Raw genomic sequence first — 17895 nt, 5'->3', positions numbered from 1 at the left:
TAAACTCGAATTACAATTTTTTAATCAGATCAACCACATGCTGAGTTGCATTCGGTTGTGCTTGTTGACGTGCTTTAATTGCCATTTCAGACAGTAGTTGGCGATTTAATAATATGGCTAACAACTCATCTAAAACAGCGGGTGTCATGTCTGCTTGTTGACAAATTTTCGCAGCGCCGACATTTGCTAAAAATTTCGCATTTGCAGTCTGGTGATCATCCACTGCGATAGGCAGCGGAACAAACACTGCGGCAAGACCTGCAGTTGCGACTTCTGTAACCGTTAGTGCACCAGCACGGCAAATAATTAAATCAGCGTCACTGTAGGCTTTTGCCATATCATGAATAAAAGGCTCAACTTGAATATTCAAACTCGAAGGCGCGCCTTGGTAACGCTCACGCGTTGTATCTTGCTGATTTTGGCCACATTGATGAAACACATTCAATGGAACATTGACCTTTTTCAAAGCTTCAGGCAAACGTTCATTTAGTGCTTGTGCGCCAAGTGAACCGCCAACAATCAAAATATTCAGTGGTAATTGTTCTTGCTCACGGGTTTGATAACGCCATGATGGGTTCAAAATCGCAGTAATCTCAGCACGTACAGGATTGCCCGTCGTCACCACTTTATCACTAGTTGGGAAAGTATTTGGAAAAGCCTGACACACGGTCTTGGCAATACGCGCCAATTGGGTGTTGGTGAATCCTGCAATCGCATTCTGTTCATGGATTAACACAGGAATACCAAGTAAACGTGCTGCTAAACCACCTGGTCCAGCGACATAACCACCGAAACCCGCCACAGCATCAATGTTTAATTGCTTCATATAGCGCATCGCGCTTAATGTTGCTTTTAGAATTTTAAATGGCGCACTCAGCTTACGTAAAATACCATTACCGCGAACGCCTTGAATATCAATCTGATAAATCGAAATATTTTGATCTTTGAGTAACCGATTTTCCATTCCTGTAGGCGTTGCTAGCCAAGAGACTTGGCAGCCATCCTGTTGCAGTTGTTTGGCAACAGCAAGCGCAGGGAAAACATGTCCACCTGTACCAGCGGCCATCATCATGACATGTTTAGGTTTGTTCTGTGGTGAATTGGTCACGGTCTAATTCTTCAACTCAAAAGAAGGTTATCGTCTATTGTTTTCGGAAGTTATTCTAATCCTAAAGCTTCATTCACGAAAAGCGAATTTCACCTGTTTACAACAGAAAGCTAAGCTTTTTTTAATTCTTTGTTGAAAACAAGGTTCTGCCAATATCCAAACGCCCATTTGCACATAAATTTAATCCAAATACAAACGGGCAGTTTGGTCAAAAAATGGCGTAATCTTAGCTGTTCCGCCCTGCTTCTAGCACATCAAATAAATTATCTGCAATCGAGGTACCAAACTGAGCATCAATCTCACGAATACAGGTTGGACTCGTGACATTTATTTCAGTCACATAATTGCCAATCACATCAAGCCCCACAAAAACTAAACCTTTTTCACGCAAGAAAGGCCCAACTTTTGCCGCAATCATTTTGTCATTTTCAGTGAGTGGGCGCGCTTGACCTAAACCACCTGCCGCCAAATTACCTCGAACTTCACCATTTTGCGGAATACGCGCTAAACAGTATGGAATCGGTTCACCATTGACCATCAAGATACGCTTATCACCTTCAACAATTTCAGGAATATAACGTTGTGCCATGATTGGGCATGTTCCCATTTCAGTGAGCATTTCCAAAGTCGAACCGATATTCACACCATCTTGGTATAAACGGAAAATCCCCATCCCACCCATACCATCCAAAGGTTTCACAATCACATCGCCATGTTCTTTGATGAATTCACGAATCAAGCTTTGTTGTGAAGTCACCAAAGTAGGTACTTGTAACTCGGGGAATTGAGTCGCGAACAACTTTTCATTGCAGTCGCGTAGCGATTGTGGTTTGTTAATAATCCACGCGCCTTCACGTTCAGCTTGTTCCAAAATATAAGTGGTATAGACAAAATTCATGTCAAACGGTGGGTCTTTGCGCATCAATACCACATCGTAGTCAGCCAATGACTCTTTGCGCTTCTCACCCAACTCATAATAATGATCGTAATCTTCAAAGACTTTAAGCGGTGAAATCAAACCAAAAGCTTTGCCTTGATCAATATATAAATCGTGCTGTAATGCATAACCCAATTCATGACCACGACGGCTTGCCGCCCATAACATTGCCATGGTGGAATCTTTCTTGAGATTCACCGTTTCAATTGGATCCATCACTACAAGTACACGCATAATTTAACGCTCATATTTTTAATCTAGGCAAAAAGTATAGCGAAGTTTACTGATGATGTTTAAACAAGTTATGTAATTATTAAATCTAAAAAATTCTAATTTATTCAAATCACTAGATTCGATTTATTTAAATAGACGATTTTCTGAGTGATAAAAATTAAAAAATTACTGGTAGATGATTTCGATACCAGTAATTTCTAAAGCATTCAATTTTATATTCAACTTATGCCAACAGTTTTTGAATATCTTTGCTAATTTTTTCAGGTTTAGTCGTTGGTGAATAGCGTTTGATGACTTCGCCATTTTGATTAATCAAAAACTTGGTGAAATTCCATTTGATGCTTTCACTACCTAAAATGCCTTTGGCTTCTGAAGTAAGATATTTATAAATCGGATGTGCATTTGAACCATTCACATCGACTTTGGCAAACATTGGAAATGATACGCCATAGTTACGCTGACAGAAGCTGCCAATTTCCTCATTGCTTGATGGGTCTTGGTTAGCAAACTGGTTACATGGAAAGCCTAAAATCACTAAACCTTGTTGTTGATAGTCCTGATATAACTTTTCCAAACCTTCAAATTGTGGCGTGAGACCACATTGGCTTGCGGTATTCACCACCAATAAAACTTTGCCTTGGTAGTCCGCGAGGTTCTTTTGTTCGCCTTCTAGCAGTTCAGCCTGAAAATCATAAATCTTGCTCATAAGTGTTCTCTCATCTATCCAATATGGAATTGCTCAAAATCGTTTGCTGAATCATTCAGCTTGTTTATTTAATATTGCACACAATTATCTTGCGTGCAAGTTTATTATGCGCAATGTACTTTTTGAGCAATCCAATTTATACTGAATGTTCAACAACCAAGTCGAGGAAAAAGCATCATGGCTGCCGTTTCATTTTTGGATAACCAAGTGTGTTTTGCCATGTATTCCGCGACCAATGCGATGATTCGCCAGTATCGCCCTTTGCTTCAAGAATATGATCTAACCTATCCGCAATTTATTGTATTGCTGGCTTTGTATGAGCAGGACAATGTGATGTTGTCTGAGATTGGACAAAAGACTTTTTTTGATTCAGGAACGCTGACTCCAATTATTAAAAAACTTGAAGAGAAGCAGTTTTTAAAGCGTGTTGCGGTCAAAGAAGATGAGCGGATGAAGAAAGTGATCTTGCTAGAAAAAGCGCTGGCGTCAAAAGATGAAATCACCCTGATTCCATTTAAACTGGCTTGCTCATTGGGTATGGACCCAAACGATCTGCTGGCGATTCATAACTTATGCCATCGTTTTTTAAAGGGTTTGGAACAATCGAAACTCGAGTCTATGGAAAATTAAATGCAGCAAGCGATTGTCGGTTTTCATCTCGATGAAGAAAAGCATTGGGTTGCTGATCTCGCATGTGGTCATACGCAGCATGTACGCCATGATCCACCGTGGCAAAATCGCCCTTGGGTGTTAACCGAACAGGGGCGAAATGAAAAATTAGGTGTGATGTTGGAATGTAAGAAGTGTGAAGAGAGGTGATTCGTATAAAAGATTTTATATTTAAATAAAAAAGACACCTTTAAAAAGTGTCTAAAATTTAGAATTTATTTAAGCGTTTGGACTTAGCCTAATTTGAAGATTTAATTTGATACAAGGTTTCCCATTTTCAAAATAAACCTGACCAAATCGATTCCGAGATAGTGAAGCTGTTTCAAAGTAGCTTCGTGAAAAGAAATATTCTTTAAGAACATCTTCCTTTGTTATATGGAAAAATACAATTTGTCCACTAGTACCTTCTACTAAAATTACTCCATTTGCAGTACAAGTTCCATCCCATGCTTTATTTGGGAAAATGCCAAACATTGTATATCTAATAAAGTCCTTTAATCGGTTATGCGCTGCTAATTGGGAAATTATGTTACCTTTATATTCGCTAAGCTTTGTTATTTCCCTGTTGTAATAAGAAATTAAAGCATCCGCGAGAATTTCATCCATACGTGAATCAACAGATTCCAATGATGTAGCATAAGTTGGATTTTCACAATGTAAAAACTCTAAACGCCCACCACGTTGAAAAATAGATTGGATTCTATCTTTTATTAAGATTTTATTTTTCCCTTTTTCATCTATGTATTGAGTGCTATTACAGATTTCTTCAAGATCTGATTTACTCAGATTTTCAATTGAATAAACAAAATTTGTAGAGCCAGAAGCATTTAATAGAGTTGGATTAGCACCTAGATGGGATTTGATACTAGTGCCCTGTTTAAAATATGACTCTTTTTCTGGATAACTAATAAAAGACATACTTAGGTCAGCTTTTTTATAACTATCAGCTTTAAAGTGCTTTATACCTAATATATCTTTCTTCATATCCAAAATTTGAGATGAAGATGTTGCTTTAATCCCTTTAATTTCATTCACAATTTGTTCTAATTCAATTTGAGATACAAATTGTGAAATTGGTATCTCATGTAATATACCATCTTTGATAAATGAGATAATGGGTTCGTATTCATCTAATTTTAAGTCTCGTTCTTTGAGATCAATAGTCGTAACACATATGGAATCATTAGATGGTAAACCATTCTTATCTGCATATTTAATGAACTGGTCATGAATGACCTTTAATAGCGTATATGCTTCGCTTAATTCACCTTTATTTTGACCAGCCATTTCACTCTCATTTTTGGTATTTACATTGATATATTTGATAACATTTGTGGCTACAGCTCTAACTACATCAACACAAACACTGTTCCCCAACTGTTTCATTGCTTGCGTATTGGATACTGGAAAATTAAATACTTCCGGTAGCCCCATCATTCTTTTGCCTTCTTTTATACCTATTCTTCTCTCTTGTCCATTAACTAGATAGCAATCCCAGTTTCTACGATCATGTATACCTGAACCTTTTCCTCCAACACGAAGTGTAAAACCAACTTCTCTATGGCATTTACCTTCAAAGATATCCGACATAGTTTTTTTAAGTGGAATTGGCGAAGGAAAGTCAAAAGTTTTAGGATAGTTTATTTGGCTTAAATCAAAACCTACTAAGAAAATTCTTGGCCTATGCTGTGGAACATTGAAATCAGAAGCTTTTAGAATTTTATAATCAATGGAATATCCGAGGTCTTTCAATTCCTGAATAATTGTTTGTAAAGTTCGACCATCGTCGTGTTTTTCTAAGTTTCGTACATTTTCCAAAATAAAAGCTTTGGGTCTTTTAGCTTCTAATATATCTAAAATACTAAAAAATAGATTACCTCGTTCAGAGTTATCTCCATCCTCAAAACCTTTTTGTTTTCCAGCCACAGAGAATGGCTGACATGGAAATCCTGCACATAGAATGTCATGATCAGGTATTTCTAGAGGAGCTACTTTCCTAATATCATCATTAAAAAAATTAGGATCTATCTGGTGATTAGCTAGGTAGGTTTTTTTGGCATATTCATCTTTTTCAGATGCGAATACACACGTTCCTCCTAGTTGTTCTAAAGCTAAATGAAATCCACCAATACCAGCGAATAGATCGATGAACTTGAAGTTCTGTAGAAAAAAGTTTTCACTAAGGTCGAACTCAAGGTTTTGAAATTCAGGCATCTTGCAACAAATAAATTAAATATTGAATAAGTATATCTAATTCTAGTGCTATAGATATCATATCTTATTTAGACTGCGACAATTATGGTCTCCATATGCTAAACACTTTGCATTAATTAAGAATAGTTACAATTAACATAATACGCCTTATGCGAATTGCTTGAAATCTTTCTATAAGTATCAATATCTTAATTAAATTAAAACATCCTAGGATTCAGCGCACTATAACGGCTTTTTTCAGTTTTCACGCTTATTTTTAAACATTATTTACAATAATCTATTAACTCAACAAAAAAAGGAAGCTTTCGCTTCCTTTTCATTTACATCTAAAACTTAGATACCATATTTTTCACGATAAGCCTGCATATTAGCTAAAGCGTCTTTCTCGCCTTTTGCATCCAAATAATCCATCAAATCCTTCATCGTGATTAAAGCATGCACAGGGATTTCGAGTTCTTTTTGCACTTCCTGAATCGCAGAAAGCTCACCTTGACCACGTTCTTGACGATCTAGCGCAACCAACACCCCTGCAATCGTCGCACCTGCATTTTTTAAGATGGTCACCACTTCACGAATCGCAGTCCCAGCAGTGATCACATCATCAATGATCCACACTTTTTGACCTGCAACCGATGCACCCACCAACACACCACCTTCACCATGATCTTTGGCTTCTTTACGGTTAAAACCCCAAGGAACACTCTTGCCATGTACTTGAGACAACGCCACCGCGGTCGCCGCAACAAAAGGAATACCTTTGTACGCAGGGCCGAAAATCACACCAACGTTTTCACACTGAACCAATTTATCGGCATAACCTTGTGCTAATAAAGACAACGCTTCGCCATCATTGAGCAAACCTGCGTTAAAGAAATAAGGACTGACACGACCTGATTTTAAGGTAAACTCACCAAATTTAAGCACACCACGTGATAATGCGAGTTCGATAAAAGCTTGCGGATGAAATGACACAGGCGTTGTCATATAAGGTGCTCCAAATTCTTTAATTGAGGTTAAACAGACGTATGATACCAAAGGATAGCTATCCAAGTGATGTAAAAATTCTTCGAGTGGTTTCAATTAACGTAAATGGTCTACGTTCATCTGTGACCAAAGGTCTGCTTGAGTGGTTAGAACAGTCCGATGCCGATGTGGTGTGTATGCAAGAAAGCCGCATTACCCATGAACAATGGACGCATAAATTTAAACCTGAAGGTTGGTACACGCATCTATTTCCTGCTGAACGTGCAGGCTATGCAGGCACAGCCATTTATAGCCGCTTACCTTTTGTCTCTGTTCAGAATGGCTTAGGCTTTGAATTAGCAGATTCACAAGGACGTTTTATCACGGCGGAATTCGATTTAGGTCTGTCACACCCTGTTCATATTGCCTCGTTATACTTACCATCAGGTTCAAGTGGTGAAGAAGCACAAGCACGTAAAGATTTATTTCTTCAAGAATACGCCCAAATACTCAAACAATGGCGAGATGAAAATAAATCGATCATCATATGTGGTGACTACAATATCGTGCATAAGCGTATTGATATTAAAAACTGGTCAGGCAATCAGAAATCATCAGGCTGCTTGCCACATGAACGCGCATGGCTCGATCATATTTATGATGAACTTGGCTATGTAGATACCTTCCGTGAGGTACGAAAAGAAGCCGAATTGTATTCATGGTGGTCAAATCGTGGGCAAGCACGTGCGAAAAATGTCGGTTGGCGTATCGACTATCAAGCCTGCTCTCCAGATTGGAAAGCACGGACTGCAAATGCTTGGGTGTATAAAGAACAATGGTTTAGTGACCATGCACCTGTGATTATTGATTATAAAATACACGAATAAGTGAACACTTGTTCACTTTGACCGCCTCTTTAGCTTACATATCATGTCGTTTTTTGTGTATTTTTATTTACCAGCTGTAACGGCATTATAGCACCACGGCACAGGGAAGCGGTCAGGATGACCAAAAAGGGATAGGACGCCGTAGGAAGACAAAATAAACTTAGATTAAGTTTATTTGCAAGGATGAGACATTGGACGTTGAAATGAGACCCGCATGATCAGGATGATTAGATGCGGGTTTTCTCTTTTTCAGATATTAAATATTTTTCCTATCCTTTGTATTTAGCAATTTTGTTCAAAAAATAAGAAAGATTTAGTCATTTAATCTACGCTTAATACATAACATCAATTAACTTGATAAAAATTTTCAACTGGTACATTCCCTGTCTTTTACGTTAGGCTTTAAGGCATATCTTTCATTGTGTTGTTATGGTTTTCAGTATGTTTAAAATTTATGGAATTAAAAATTGTAATTCGATGAAAAAAGCTTTTGATGCACTACAAGCAAAAGGAATTTCTTACGAGTTTCATGATTATAAAAAACAAGGGATTGATGCCGACACTTTAGCAATTTGGCTAAAAGAGATTGGCGCAGATAAGGTCCTAAATAAAAAAGGTACGACTTGGCGTAAATTAACCGAAGCAGAGCAGGCACATGCAACCAGTAATCAGGAAAATTTGATTGAAACTTTAATTGCTCAGCCGAGTTTGATTAAACGTCCCATTTTACAAACACCTGAAGGCTTTGTAATTGGCTTTGATGAAGCGAATTATCAAGCTTTATCAGCATAAATGACTTATTCCCATTAATAGAAATAAAAAACCGAGTCATGAGACTCGGTTTTTTTACGTTTAAAATGTAATTAGTTTGCACGAATCCAAGTTTGGTTACGACCAAGCGCCGCTACACCGATATAACCGCGTAATTTAAGCTTTTTACCACCTTCGATGATTTCAGCTTTCAATTTATAAGTTTTGCCATTCTTAGGATCGATAATCGAACCACCATCATAATTTACGCCACCAACATTTTTAAGGCTATGAACAATCGTTACCCCTTTTAATGTCTTGTTATGAAATGTTCCTTCGCATTTTGAACATGCATTCTCTTGGCCTGGAACTAAATATTTTTGAATAGATGCTGTAAGCGTGCCATCCTTCAGCTCCGTAAATTTCACGATCGCTTTTGGCTGTTTTGTTTCATCATCAATGGTTTGCCATACTGAGCCATTTAATGCATCTGCAGCATTGGCAAAAGTTGTTAAACCGAGCAATCCAAATGCTAAAGCAATTTTCTTCATTTTTGTAATATCCTTAAGGGGTCTTTTCAAGACTAAGAGTATTGAGAATTTCTATCAATATTGCAATTCTTGATTATGACTATTGGGTATAGCCTGAGCAACAACAAAACATTGCTGTAATTACAGCGCAAGGCACACGAGTCAAAATTCTCTTAGTTATATACTGACCTAACAATATGGAAAAATTATGAAATTTGGTACTGTTTGGAAATATTATTTTACTGAATCATTACTAAAAGCGACCATTCGTACGCCGAGTCAGTTTAATTTAGCCCCGAATGCTTTGCGACCTTTATTAGACCAACTTTGTCGTCTATTCCCCCAAAATCCAACAGTACAAATTCGACCATTGCGCTTAGCAGGCGTGCGTGGTGAAGAAATCAAAGCACAAGTTTCTGCCACACAACTTATTTTTCATATTCATGGCGGCGCTTTTTTCTTGGGGAGTTTAAATACTCATCGTGCCCTCATGACTGATATTGCTGCGCGCACGCAAATGCAAGTGGTTCATGTGGATTATCCTTTAGCCCCTGAACATGCTTTCCCTGAAGCAATTGATGCAATTTTTGACGTTTATCAAGCACTATTAGTACAAGGTATCCAACCCAAAGATATTATTATTTCGGGGGATTCTTGTGGTGCCAATCTCGCTTTAGCATTGTGCTTACGGTTAAAAGCGCAACCTGACCTCATGCCAAGCGGTTTAATTTTAATGTCACCCTATTTAGACCTGACCCTCACCAGTGAATCATTACGCTTTAACCAAAAACATGATGCTCTGCTCTCTATTGAAGCCTTACAAGCAGGAATTAATCATTACTTAAAAGATGGTATTCAAGCGGATGATCCGCGTGTTTCACCTCTATTTGATGATCTTAAAGGCTTACCGCCAACACTGGTGCAAGTCGGCTCAAAAGAAATTTTACTGGATGATTCAAAACGCTTTAGAGAAAAAGCAGAAAAAGCTGGGGTCAAAGTACACTTTAAACTTTACACAGGCATGTGGCATAACTTCCAAATGTTTAATGCTTGGTTTCCAGAAGCCAAACAAGCTTTAGCAGACATTGCGGATTTTGCTCATGCAATTGATCGTGATTAAAACATAATTTGATGATTGTGCAGAAAATGGTCAGCTATGTCTGACCATTGTCATTCTTAATTCCTTTTTGTCATTATAAGAACAAACTGATCGAATATTTAGATTAAGCTTCCTTTTTCAAAGAATTTTTCCTCTCCTAATTTACATTAAAAAGCACATAGCTAGACTTCCTTCTCATTCTAAAGGTGCTATTGTTATTTTAATAATCGTTTAATAATGTTTTTGATGACGAATTTACACGAATAACGTTTCTTAGGAATCTCATTGCATATAAGGAAGCATGCCAATCATGAAGATTCATTTTAAGAGGTTAGTTGACAGAGAAAAATGGAATTTCTCGCAGTTCTGGGAACATGAACCATTAATTAATTGGAACATGTTAAAGAAATGTATTTTGTTGCTAATCTTAGCCTCACTTATGAGTCTATTTGGAATTATTTGGGACAGTTTTGTCCTGCTCAATCCATTTACATGGCAATGGGTAAATTTACCGTTGGTTCGATCTAAACTTTGGACCAATGTAATCATGCTTTTTGTCTTTTTAAGTTTGATTGTGCCCTGCTTTATTTATAAAGATAAATCTTGGGTACAAGACATCATTCCGATTTTAAGCGTACAGGTCTTTACTGTTTTACTCTGTCATACAGGCTATCTGATTGGAAGTTTTAGTCCTGCAACCATGGTTGCCTATGTCAGTGTCGTGGGAGTAGGTCTCGTTCTGTTTGATCGTAAAATGATTTATTGCGCGCTAGTGCCAGCAACAATCGCACTGCTGTTTTGCAACTTTTTAAGTATGTATGGTGTCCTACAATATGCACCGATATTTAAGCTAGAAGTCCTGAACCAAGCTCAAATGCATCCTTTTTGGGTTGGCAGTATGTTTTTCTTCTTATTGCCAATTTTAATTGCTTGTTTGCTGCTATTTGAAAGTCTGCTCAAACAATGGCGAATTCGAGAAACGGCTATTCAAGTACTCAGTCGTTTAGATCCGCTCACAAATGTGATGAATCGTCGCAGTATTAGCAATCACTTAGAGCGCTTACATCAGCAACCAAATCAACTGTACTCGATTGTATTACTCGATTTAGATCATTTTAAAAATATTAACGATCATTTTGGGCATAGCGTGGGGGATCAAGTATTGGTCAATGTTGCAAAATGTTTGGCGAATAATTTACGTGACCGAGATATGATTGGGCGCTTTGGGGGTGAGGAATTTATTTTATTATTGCCCAATACCACGCCTGCACAAGCACAAAATGTGGCAGAGCGCTGTCGCTTAGCGATTGGTGAGTTAAAATTTACCTCAGAAGATCATCACGAGTTTTCTATCAGTGCCAGTTTTGGCATCAGTAGCACACTCAGTGCCGATGAACCTCACTTAATTATTAGTCAGGCAGATCAAGCATTGTATGCAGTAAAAGCATCTGGTCGAAATCAAGTCAAAATTTTTACTGAACTTTTCTTAAATTAATCCAAAAATAAAGGCATCCAAAGATGCCTTTATTTTTGATCTGTTGTTTAGTCTCTTAAATATTCTTCACGATGATTACGATAAGGCTCATCAAAGGGTACAAACATCTGTTCTTGTTTGGCTTCTGCGATCCACTCTTGAACTGATGCTAAAGACAATATCTTGTGCATATAACTTTGGCTAGAAGCAGAGATGGGTAATTTATAACATTGAAAACGCATAGCCACAGGCGCATAAAATGCATCGGCTAGACTAAACTCATCACATAAAAACTGCTCTTCACTTGGTCTCTCTGACCAAATTTGATCAATTCGGGCCACGTCATTCCTTAGTTGCTCATGGTCAGCCCAAAGCTGTTTTCCAATATGGGACAAATCAGCCTCAACATTCATTGGACACAAATTACGTAAACTTTGAAAACTACTGTGCATTTCTGCACTAATGCATCGTGCTCTGGCTCGTTGCTTTCTATCTTGAGGTAGCACATTCTTCTCAGGATTTTGTTCAGCAATATATTCACAAATCGCCAGACTATCCCAAATAATCAAATCATCATGCATGAGTGTTGGGACTTTGCCCGTTGAATTCAATTTTAAAATCTCAGTTTTAAATTGGCTATTAGGTTCAAAACTATCAAATTGAATTAAATGCTCCTGAAATGGAATGCCAAGTTGTTTTAATAAAATCCACGGTCGCATCGACCAAGTTGAATAATTTTTATTGCCAATAAACAATTGATACATGATTATAATTTCCCTTTCAACAAGGTGAGTTGTTGTAATAGCTCGCTTTTCTTAAATGCACCCGTTAAACGTAATGCACGGATTTCTTGTTGTTGCGAATCTAAAAATAAATAGGTTGGTGGCCCTAAAATATCCCATTGATTGAGCAGTGCCTGATGTGAGGCATCGTAATGACTTAAATCAAGTTTAATCAAATAATAATGAGATAATGCCTGTTGAACTTCTGCATCTTTTAATACACGATGCTCAATCGGCTGACAAGCCACACACCAGTCGGCATAGACATCAATGACAATCTGTCGATCTTTGGGTGCGTTGGCTAGAATCCGCTCAAAATCAGCAGCGGTTGTTGCGACATGCCACTCGGCTAATTTATCTGCCTGAACTGCGCTTAAATTTTGAATATGTTGATATTGGTTAAAAGCTAAAAACGGAACTGAGATCATCAGCAACAATGCATATAACCACTGTAATTGCCCTTTCTTCACAAACAGACGATATATCGCGAAACCAATAAATGCCATGCCCAATACAAGACTAAGTATTTGAATCGCTAATTCAGGCAACAACGGACGGATAAAATAAATGCTCAATGCCAGCATGAGAAAGGCAAAAATAACCTTAATTTGATGCATCCATTCCCCTGCTTTCGGTAGTGCCTTTGCACCTAGAACACTGGCAAGCAGTAATGGAATACCCATACCAAATCCCAAGGTGAATAATAGTAGAGCACCTTGCCACTGATTTTGCGTTTGTGAAATAAAGAGTAATGTACCCGCTAAAGGTGCAGTCATACACGGACCGACTAACAATGCGGAGATCATGCCCATGATACTTGCACCAAGCAAAGTCCCACCTTGTTGCACTGACTGCATTTGGTCGAGGCGATTCACCCATTTCTGCGGCAGTTTCAATTCAAATAAACCAAACAGATTTAAAGCGAATACAACGAACAATAGACTAAATGCAACTAATGTCGCAGGTTGCTGTAACCATCGTTGGAAATTTAGCCCTGCCACAGAGGCAATTAAACCCAATACGGCATAGACCATTGCCATACTAAATACAAAAGTAAGTGCAATCGTCCATGCTTTAACGCCTTTATGTTCACGAACAATCAATGAGGTCAAAATCGGCAACATTGGTAAAGAACACGGCGTAAATGCCAATAAAATTCCTAAGCCTAGAAATAATAACAAGCTATAAGCAAGAGAGTGCTGTGCCAATGTGCTTGACCACTGTTGGTCTTGCGCCATATTGGTTGAATTATTCAGCTTTACATCATTAGATTTTTCAGTTGTAAGTTCATCCCTCTCTGCGGTCTGAGCATTTAAGCTATTCGCAGAACGAGCAACATCTAAAAAACGTTTTTGTGAATTAGAACTGACATTTTCGACACTAACCAACCCATCAGCATCGGTTTGAAATTCAATATTTTGAGGTGGATAGCAAATACGGTCTTTGGCACAACCCTGCCATGTAACACGATAATGTTGAGATGCTTGAGTGCTAATCTCAAACTCTGCTTGCTGATAATAAACTTGGCTATGACCATAGTTTTCATCGTACTGTTCAATTGCTTTGGGTAATTTCAACGTAACAGGTTGATTGCCTTGTTGAACCTCAAATTTGTGTTGATAGAGATAATAATTAGGCTGAATGGTCCAGTGTAACCGCGCTTGATTGGTTTTGGTCGATTCAACTGAAAATGCAAATGCCTGTTCAGGAGTCAGTAACGGTGCTGATAGATTGTCTTGAGCGTAAACCAAAGACGTACATAACAACAATAAAGTAGCCAAAAAGTAGCGCATTAATTGGCTAATGTACCCACCCTGAACAGACATTTTCATGTTCATCTCACTGTAACTCTCCCGATAACTTAAGACCTCATTCTGCCTGCAGAAGGATTTCAAAAGTTAGCGGAGATTTTGACTAGAATAAAACAGATAAACCTAAACCACCGTTATAGCTTTTTTGATCGCCATTCAAATCCACACCTATACTGGCATCAAGTTGAGCTCGATCATTTAAGCTATAGACCAAACCTGTCCCTAAACCATATTCATAGTCTTGGCTTTCTGCTTTACGATAAACAAACTCTGAAAAACCAGATAATTTACCCGCAATTTTATAATCAATGGTTGGAATTGCAGTCACGGCCCAATCACTATTTTGTGCTTCATAACGCATGGTAATTGATGTACCCACCAAATCGCTGAACTTATACGCAACTGCTGAAGTGAGGCTATAAATATCATCTTGATTCGTGAATTCATCATTGCCAGTCGCAATAATCGCTTCTGCTAACACCGCCATCGATAAACGATCATCTTTCAGATCAATCGCTTTCTTTAAACCAATACTGACATCGCCTAAACCATCAGTTTCAGTTTTAAATCCAGCTCGCTTGTGTTGTTGCCATACTTGACCTTGCCAACCCAATTGCAGTTCTAGACCATTTGCTAAACCTGTACGCAACAACATATCGCCATTTAGGGTTAGAGTTTTATCTTTTACACCTTCAATATTTTGTTCTTGATAACTTACTGTTGGTAAGCCCTGTTCCCAAGCAAGTTGACCAACAGGTGTAATCCCTGTTCCGATCCCTGCACGAGGACGGTCAAAAGAAAATTCTGCTGCAAATGTTGCTGTTGTCATGATTGATGCAGCAACCAAGCCTAATACTTGAAACTTTTTCATTGTTCTCCCCTTTATATCTTGTTGGGTAGACTTATGCCGTTAGCTCTTTTGACATTTTCGCGCCATGTTTGCGTAATAATTCGAGTGTTTCACGCTCTTCTACCAAAGATTCTGACCAGTCAATTTCATCAAAATCGCAGTCAAAGAATAACTGGCTAATGGATGACAAAATAGTGAGACCCTCTTCATCTCTTGTGTTTGGATCGACTTTTTCATCGAGTAAGCGTTGAACCACAGGTGCGCATGCTGAACTTGCAGCATCCCAAAGCGGACCATAAAACTCTTCAGCATCCCATAAATGAAGATTTGCTTTGGCTTGAATTAATGCTTCTAAAATGTCTTGATAAACTTGTAATTGTTGTTGTTTGTCTGCTTCAGTCAAGGGCTGACCTGCTTCATAAGCTTCACAGACATTCTCCCACCACACAAATAAGCCATCACATAAAATAGAGACTGGGAAACCATGTTCTGGATCAATAAAGTTCAGGTCGAGTCCTTCAGCAAGTAAAGATTGCACTTGGTCTAAATCGAGTTGTTGTATGGCTTGCACCAAGGCCTGCTGCTGATTGCTTAACATGACCAATTCTCACAATATATTTAATGTTTCTATTATGCCGAATATCCCGACAGGTTTTTATAAAATCACGTATAAATTTGATATACACAAAAAAAAAGCCCAAAACTGGACTTTTTTTTCGCGTTTATCTTTACGCTTCATCATCAACTTTTACATCGTCATCGACGTCAACATATTCTGGTAAACCACCACGATGATGTTCTTTTTTCTCATATAAATGTTCCAAACTACGTTTTAGTTTATCAATCGCACCATGAATAGATGCATCGATATTTGCAGCTTTATGAGTCACGGCTAGTGGCTTCATACCCGCTGGACGAGCTTCGATCATACAACGTTTGTCATGATCGCCCGTTTTCTCCCCATTCTCATCACTAATATGAACCGAAAAATGTGTAATACGCTCGCTATAGCGTTGAAATTCTTGCGTAAGTTCTGCACGGACATAACTAATTAAACGTTCGCTACCTTGAATGTTTTTATCTGTACGGATTTCAATATTCATAAATATCTTCCTCTCTTTTCTGTGAGACGGTTCTACGAAACTTTTTTATTTAGCACGCTTTGAGCATGCATTCATTCAGTGCAGTTGTATATTTTGATTATGTAAATGCTTGTGGTCTCCTTGCTTCACATCTGTTGCTTTTCAGTAGTTAAGAAGATCTTCTATAACTCCAATATCTGACTTTCATAACAAATATGCAAGCTGATTTTTGACATTTTTATTAAAACTTGATCAAAAAGATTTTTAAATTCATTGGCTTTTTTCTTTTGGTCGGCTCTATACAATTCTTTTGAGCATTTGGTCAAATTTGGCTTTATTTTTGCTTAATTCCTTGTATGCTTGACACGCCATTTTTGGGGGGATTTTTTAAATGCAATTGAAGCAACTTGCAGCGACTTGTTTATTGGTATCTACAGCAGCTTTCGTTCAGGCAAAGCCTATTTGGCAAGATTTTAGCCTCACTGGTTTATACGGTGAAAACTATGAAGTTGTCGATGAAAAGCAAACGACTTTAACCATTGAATACGCTGCAAAAGTACAATATGCCGACGTATTTTTCTTTATGGATCGTATGCGTGGTGGTGACGATCATAAAAGTACCTATTTCGAACTTTCTCCTCGCTTAAGCTTAGGCGAAATTTCTGGTCAAAAACTTGCTTTCGGTCCAGTCAAAGATGTGTTGATCTCAACAACATGGGAAAGCAATAACGATGACTTTTCTAGTTTTGACAACTTCTTGTACGGCGTAGGCTTTGATTTAGCAATTCCATATTTCCAATATGCGAATGTAAACTTCTACCGTGCCAATAATGAAAAAACCGCTGATGACTATCAAATGACGATTGCCTATGCATTGCCATTTAAAGTATCAACTGAAGATTTCTTGGTCGATGGTTTCCTTGACTGGTCGACTGGTGAGAAAGATCACGCAAGTGAACTCAACTGGACGACTCAATATAAGTGGAATGTTGGTAAACATATTTCACCTGAAACACGCTTATATTTAGGTATTGAACACTCTGTTTGGAATAACAAATTTGGTATCAAAGGCAGCGACGAAAACAATGTCAGTGCTTTAGTGAAATATCATTTCTAAACAGTCAATTTATTGAAAAACAGCAAGCTTAGTCTTGCTGTTTTTTTTGCAATCACGCATATTCAGAATATGTGAACTTTCATTAATTCATCCATGCCATTCAAACTTAAGCTTGCAGCACATCCTTTGCATTCACCTTATCAAATTCGTTTTGCTACGATGAATGATTTGGAACAGATTCTTACGATTTATAATCATGAAATCCTGACGGGTACAGCCAACTGGAACGATCAAGTTGTTGCTTTAGAACAATATCAACAACATTTTCAAGACATGCAACAGCAGCAATTCCCAATGATTGTGGTTGAAGACCAACACCATAATAAAGTTGCTGGCTATGCCTACTATGCTGCATTTCGTAGTATCAGCGGCTATCGTCAGAGTATCGAACATTCTGTTTTTGTTGATCCAAGCTACGCACGTCAAGGTCTTGGCAAAGCCTTGATGCAACAACTGATCCATCTCGCGATACAACAAAACATGCATATCATGGTGGCTGCAATTGATAGTGAAAATACGGGTTCAATTGTGCTACATGAACAGCTTGGTTTTGTACAAACAGGTTATATGCCACAAGTCGGACAAAAATTTGGACAATGGCGTGACTTGGTTTGGATGCAGCTACAACTTTCAAGCTAACAATTTGCTCACAGCATATATTTTCACTTCTTGTTTAAAATGA

The 17895-nt window shown here is 38.1% G+C and carries 19 protein-coding genes; 8 read left to right on the top strand and 11 right to left on the bottom strand.

The genetic code is table 11. The annotated features are described in order from the left end of the window. Positions 1 to 10: 10 nt before the first annotated feature. From murG to IEV17_RS08630, 3 genes are all read right to left on the bottom strand, one after another. The gene (gene murG / locus IEV17_RS08640; RefSeq protein WP_081399778.1) at positions 11 to 1108 is read right to left on the bottom strand and encodes an undecaprenyldiphospho-muramoylpentapeptide beta-N-acetylglucosaminyltransferase; all 1098 of its coding nucleotides are present in this window, start codon (positions 1106 to 1108) and stop codon (positions 11 to 13) included. Positions 1109 to 1334: 226 nt separating this feature from the next. Then, positions 1335 to 2279: a glutathione synthase gene (gene gshB, locus IEV17_RS08635; RefSeq protein ID WP_004659872.1), complete on the bottom strand. Its 945-nt coding sequence runs from the start codon at positions 2277 to 2279 to the stop codon at positions 1335 to 1337. 223 nt (positions 2280 to 2502) lie between these two features. Then, a complete protein-coding gene (locus IEV17_RS08630; protein WP_004659870.1) occupies positions 2503 to 2985 on the bottom strand; it encodes a glutathione peroxidase in 483 nt (160 codons plus the stop codon). Positions 2986 to 3162: 177 nt separating this feature from the next. Here IEV17_RS08630 and IEV17_RS08625 point away from each other — a divergent pair, with 177 nt between their 5' ends. Both IEV17_RS08625 and IEV17_RS08620 read left to right on the top strand, forming a co-directional pair. Beyond that, complete coding sequence (locus IEV17_RS08625) at positions 3163 to 3615, top strand: MarR family winged helix-turn-helix transcriptional regulator (protein ID WP_004659869.1); 453 nt, start codon at positions 3163 to 3165, stop codon at positions 3613 to 3615. Further along, entirely contained in the window at positions 3616 to 3804 is a 189-nt protein-coding gene (locus IEV17_RS08620) for a DUF3565 domain-containing protein (RefSeq protein WP_004659866.1), read from the top strand. A 69-nt stretch (positions 3805 to 3873) separates the two neighbouring features. On the opposite strand, the gene IEV17_RS08615 is transcribed toward IEV17_RS08620, so the two are convergent. After that, entirely contained in the window at positions 3874 to 5868 is a 1995-nt protein-coding gene (locus tag IEV17_RS08615) for a DNA cytosine methyltransferase (protein WP_004659865.1), read from the bottom strand. 333 nt (positions 5869 to 6201) lie between these two features. After that, positions 6202 to 6852 (bottom strand): orotate phosphoribosyltransferase, encoded by a 651-nt coding sequence (gene pyrE / locus IEV17_RS08610; RefSeq protein ID WP_004659863.1) that lies wholly within the window; start codon positions 6850 to 6852, stop codon positions 6202 to 6204. A 41-nt stretch (positions 6853 to 6893) separates the two neighbouring features. On the opposite strand from pyrE, the gene IEV17_RS08605 reads away from it, so the two are divergent. Both IEV17_RS08605 and IEV17_RS08600 read left to right on the top strand, forming a co-directional pair. Then, entirely contained in the window at positions 6894 to 7718 is an 825-nt protein-coding gene (locus tag IEV17_RS08605; RefSeq protein ID WP_004659860.1) for an exodeoxyribonuclease III, read from the top strand. A gap of 441 nt (positions 7719 to 8159) precedes the next feature. After that, positions 8160 to 8510: an arsenate reductase gene (locus IEV17_RS08600; protein ID WP_034600829.1), complete on the top strand. Its 351-nt coding sequence runs from the start codon at positions 8160 to 8162 to the stop codon at positions 8508 to 8510. Positions 8511 to 8581: 71 nt separating this feature from the next. On the opposite strand, the gene IEV17_RS08595 is transcribed toward IEV17_RS08600, so the two are convergent. Further along, on the bottom strand, positions 8582 to 9019 hold the full coding sequence (locus tag IEV17_RS08595) for a DUF2147 domain-containing protein (RefSeq protein ID WP_004659856.1): 438 nt from the start codon (positions 9017 to 9019) through the stop codon (positions 8582 to 8584). Positions 9020 to 9206: 187 nt separating this feature from the next. Between IEV17_RS08595 and IEV17_RS08590 the strand changes: the two genes are divergently transcribed. Further along, positions 9207 to 10118 carry an alpha/beta hydrolase gene (locus IEV17_RS08590; RefSeq protein ID WP_004659855.1) on the top strand — a complete coding sequence of 304 codons (912 nt, stop codon included), beginning with the start codon at positions 9207 to 9209 and terminating at the stop codon, positions 10116 to 10118. Between the two features lie 289 nt (positions 10119 to 10407). Continuing rightward, positions 10408 to 11592 carry a GGDEF domain-containing protein gene (locus IEV17_RS08585; RefSeq protein WP_004659852.1) on the top strand — a complete coding sequence of 395 codons (1185 nt, stop codon included), beginning with the start codon at positions 10408 to 10410 and terminating at the stop codon, positions 11590 to 11592. A gap of 47 nt (positions 11593 to 11639) precedes the next feature. Here IEV17_RS08585 and IEV17_RS08580 read toward each other — a convergent pair whose 3' ends face one another. The 5 genes from IEV17_RS08580 to IEV17_RS08560 all read right to left on the bottom strand — a co-directional run bounded on the left by IEV17_RS08580 (position 11640) and on the right by IEV17_RS08560 (position 16117). After that, positions 11640 to 12335: a glutathione S-transferase family protein gene (locus IEV17_RS08580; RefSeq protein ID WP_004659850.1), complete on the bottom strand. Its 696-nt coding sequence runs from the start codon at positions 12333 to 12335 to the stop codon at positions 11640 to 11642. Between the two features lie 2 nt (positions 12336 to 12337). Beyond that, entirely contained in the window at positions 12338 to 14185 is a 1848-nt protein-coding gene (dsbD, locus tag IEV17_RS08575; protein ID WP_004659847.1) for a protein-disulfide reductase DsbD, read from the bottom strand. 82 nt (positions 14186 to 14267) lie between these two features. Beyond that, a complete protein-coding gene (locus tag IEV17_RS08570; RefSeq protein WP_004659845.1) occupies positions 14268 to 15035 on the bottom strand; it encodes a transporter in 768 nt (255 codons plus the stop codon). Between the two features lie 31 nt (positions 15036 to 15066). Further along, positions 15067 to 15612, bottom strand: a complete 546-nt coding sequence (locus IEV17_RS08565) for an ankyrin repeat domain-containing protein (protein WP_004659843.1) — start codon at positions 15610 to 15612, stop codon at positions 15067 to 15069. Positions 15613 to 15742: 130 nt separating this feature from the next. Continuing rightward, the gene (locus IEV17_RS08560; RefSeq protein ID WP_004659842.1) at positions 15743 to 16117 is read right to left on the bottom strand and encodes an HPF/RaiA family ribosome-associated protein; all 375 of its coding nucleotides are present in this window, start codon (positions 16115 to 16117) and stop codon (positions 15743 to 15745) included. A gap of 370 nt (positions 16118 to 16487) precedes the next feature. Here IEV17_RS08560 and IEV17_RS08555 point away from each other — a divergent pair, with 370 nt between their 5' ends. Further along, positions 16488 to 17213: an outer membrane protein OmpK gene (locus tag IEV17_RS08555; protein WP_004659839.1), complete on the top strand. Its 726-nt coding sequence runs from the start codon at positions 16488 to 16490 to the stop codon at positions 17211 to 17213. Between the two features lie 93 nt (positions 17214 to 17306). Beyond that, positions 17307 to 17852: a GNAT family N-acetyltransferase gene (locus IEV17_RS08550; RefSeq protein WP_004659838.1), complete on the top strand. Its 546-nt coding sequence runs from the start codon at positions 17307 to 17309 to the stop codon at positions 17850 to 17852. Positions 17853 to 17895 lie beyond the last annotated feature (43 nt).

Source organism: Acinetobacter modestus, assembly GCF_014636095.1.
Taxonomy (GTDB): domain Bacteria; phylum Pseudomonadota; class Gammaproteobacteria; order Pseudomonadales; family Moraxellaceae; genus Acinetobacter; species Acinetobacter modestus.
The sequence above is the reverse complement of the archived record's forward strand: the minus strand, read 5'-3'. Positions and strand labels throughout refer to the sequence as shown.

Excerpts from the sequence above, each read along its gene's own strand:
- IEV17_RS08625 (WP_004659869.1), top strand. The coding sequence starts at position 3,163 with ATGGCTGCCGTTTCATTTTTGGATAACCAAGTGTGTTTTGCCATGTAT.
- IEV17_RS08560 (WP_004659842.1), bottom strand. The coding sequence starts at position 16,117 with ATGAATATTGAAATCCGTACAGATAAAAACATTCAAGGTAGCGAACGT.
- IEV17_RS08590 (WP_004659855.1), top strand. The coding sequence starts at position 9,207 with ATGAAATTTGGTACTGTTTGGAAATATTATTTTACTGAATCATTACTA.
- IEV17_RS08600 (WP_034600829.1), top strand. The coding sequence starts at position 8,160 with ATGTTTAAAATTTATGGAATTAAAAATTGTAATTCGATGAAAAAAGCT.
- IEV17_RS08605 (WP_004659860.1), top strand. The coding sequence starts at position 6,894 with ATGATACCAAAGGATAGCTATCCAAGTGATGTAAAAATTCTTCGAGTG.
- IEV17_RS08630 (WP_004659870.1), bottom strand. The coding sequence starts at position 2,985 with ATGAGCAAGATTTATGATTTTCAGGCTGAACTGCTAGAAGGCGAACAA.
- IEV17_RS08550 (WP_004659838.1), top strand. The coding sequence starts at position 17,307 with ATGCCATTCAAACTTAAGCTTGCAGCACATCCTTTGCATTCACCTTAT.
- IEV17_RS08580 (WP_004659850.1), bottom strand. The coding sequence starts at position 12,335 with ATGTATCAATTGTTTATTGGCAATAAAAATTATTCAACTTGGTCGATG.
- IEV17_RS08595 (WP_004659856.1), bottom strand. The coding sequence starts at position 9,019 with ATGAAGAAAATTGCTTTAGCATTTGGATTGCTCGGTTTAACAACTTTT.
- gshB (WP_004659872.1), bottom strand. The coding sequence starts at position 2,279 with ATGCGTGTACTTGTAGTGATGGATCCAATTGAAACGGTGAATCTCAAG.
- IEV17_RS08620 (WP_004659866.1), top strand. The coding sequence starts at position 3,616 with ATGCAGCAAGCGATTGTCGGTTTTCATCTCGATGAAGAAAAGCATTGG.
- IEV17_RS08585 (WP_004659852.1), top strand. The coding sequence starts at position 10,408 with ATGAAGATTCATTTTAAGAGGTTAGTTGACAGAGAAAAATGGAATTTC.
- pyrE (WP_004659863.1), bottom strand. The coding sequence starts at position 6,852 with ATGACAACGCCTGTGTCATTTCATCCGCAAGCTTTTATCGAACTCGCA.
- IEV17_RS08570 (WP_004659845.1), bottom strand. The coding sequence starts at position 15,035 with ATGAAAAAGTTTCAAGTATTAGGCTTGGTTGCTGCATCAATCATGACA.
- IEV17_RS08565 (WP_004659843.1), bottom strand. The coding sequence starts at position 15,612 with ATGTTAAGCAATCAGCAGCAGGCCTTGGTGCAAGCCATACAACAACTC.
- IEV17_RS08555 (WP_004659839.1), top strand. The coding sequence starts at position 16,488 with ATGCAATTGAAGCAACTTGCAGCGACTTGTTTATTGGTATCTACAGCA.
- IEV17_RS08615 (WP_004659865.1), bottom strand. The coding sequence starts at position 5,868 with ATGCCTGAATTTCAAAACCTTGAGTTCGACCTTAGTGAAAACTTTTTT.
- dsbD (WP_004659847.1), bottom strand. The coding sequence starts at position 14,185 with ATGAAAATGTCTGTTCAGGGTGGGTACATTAGCCAATTAATGCGCTAC.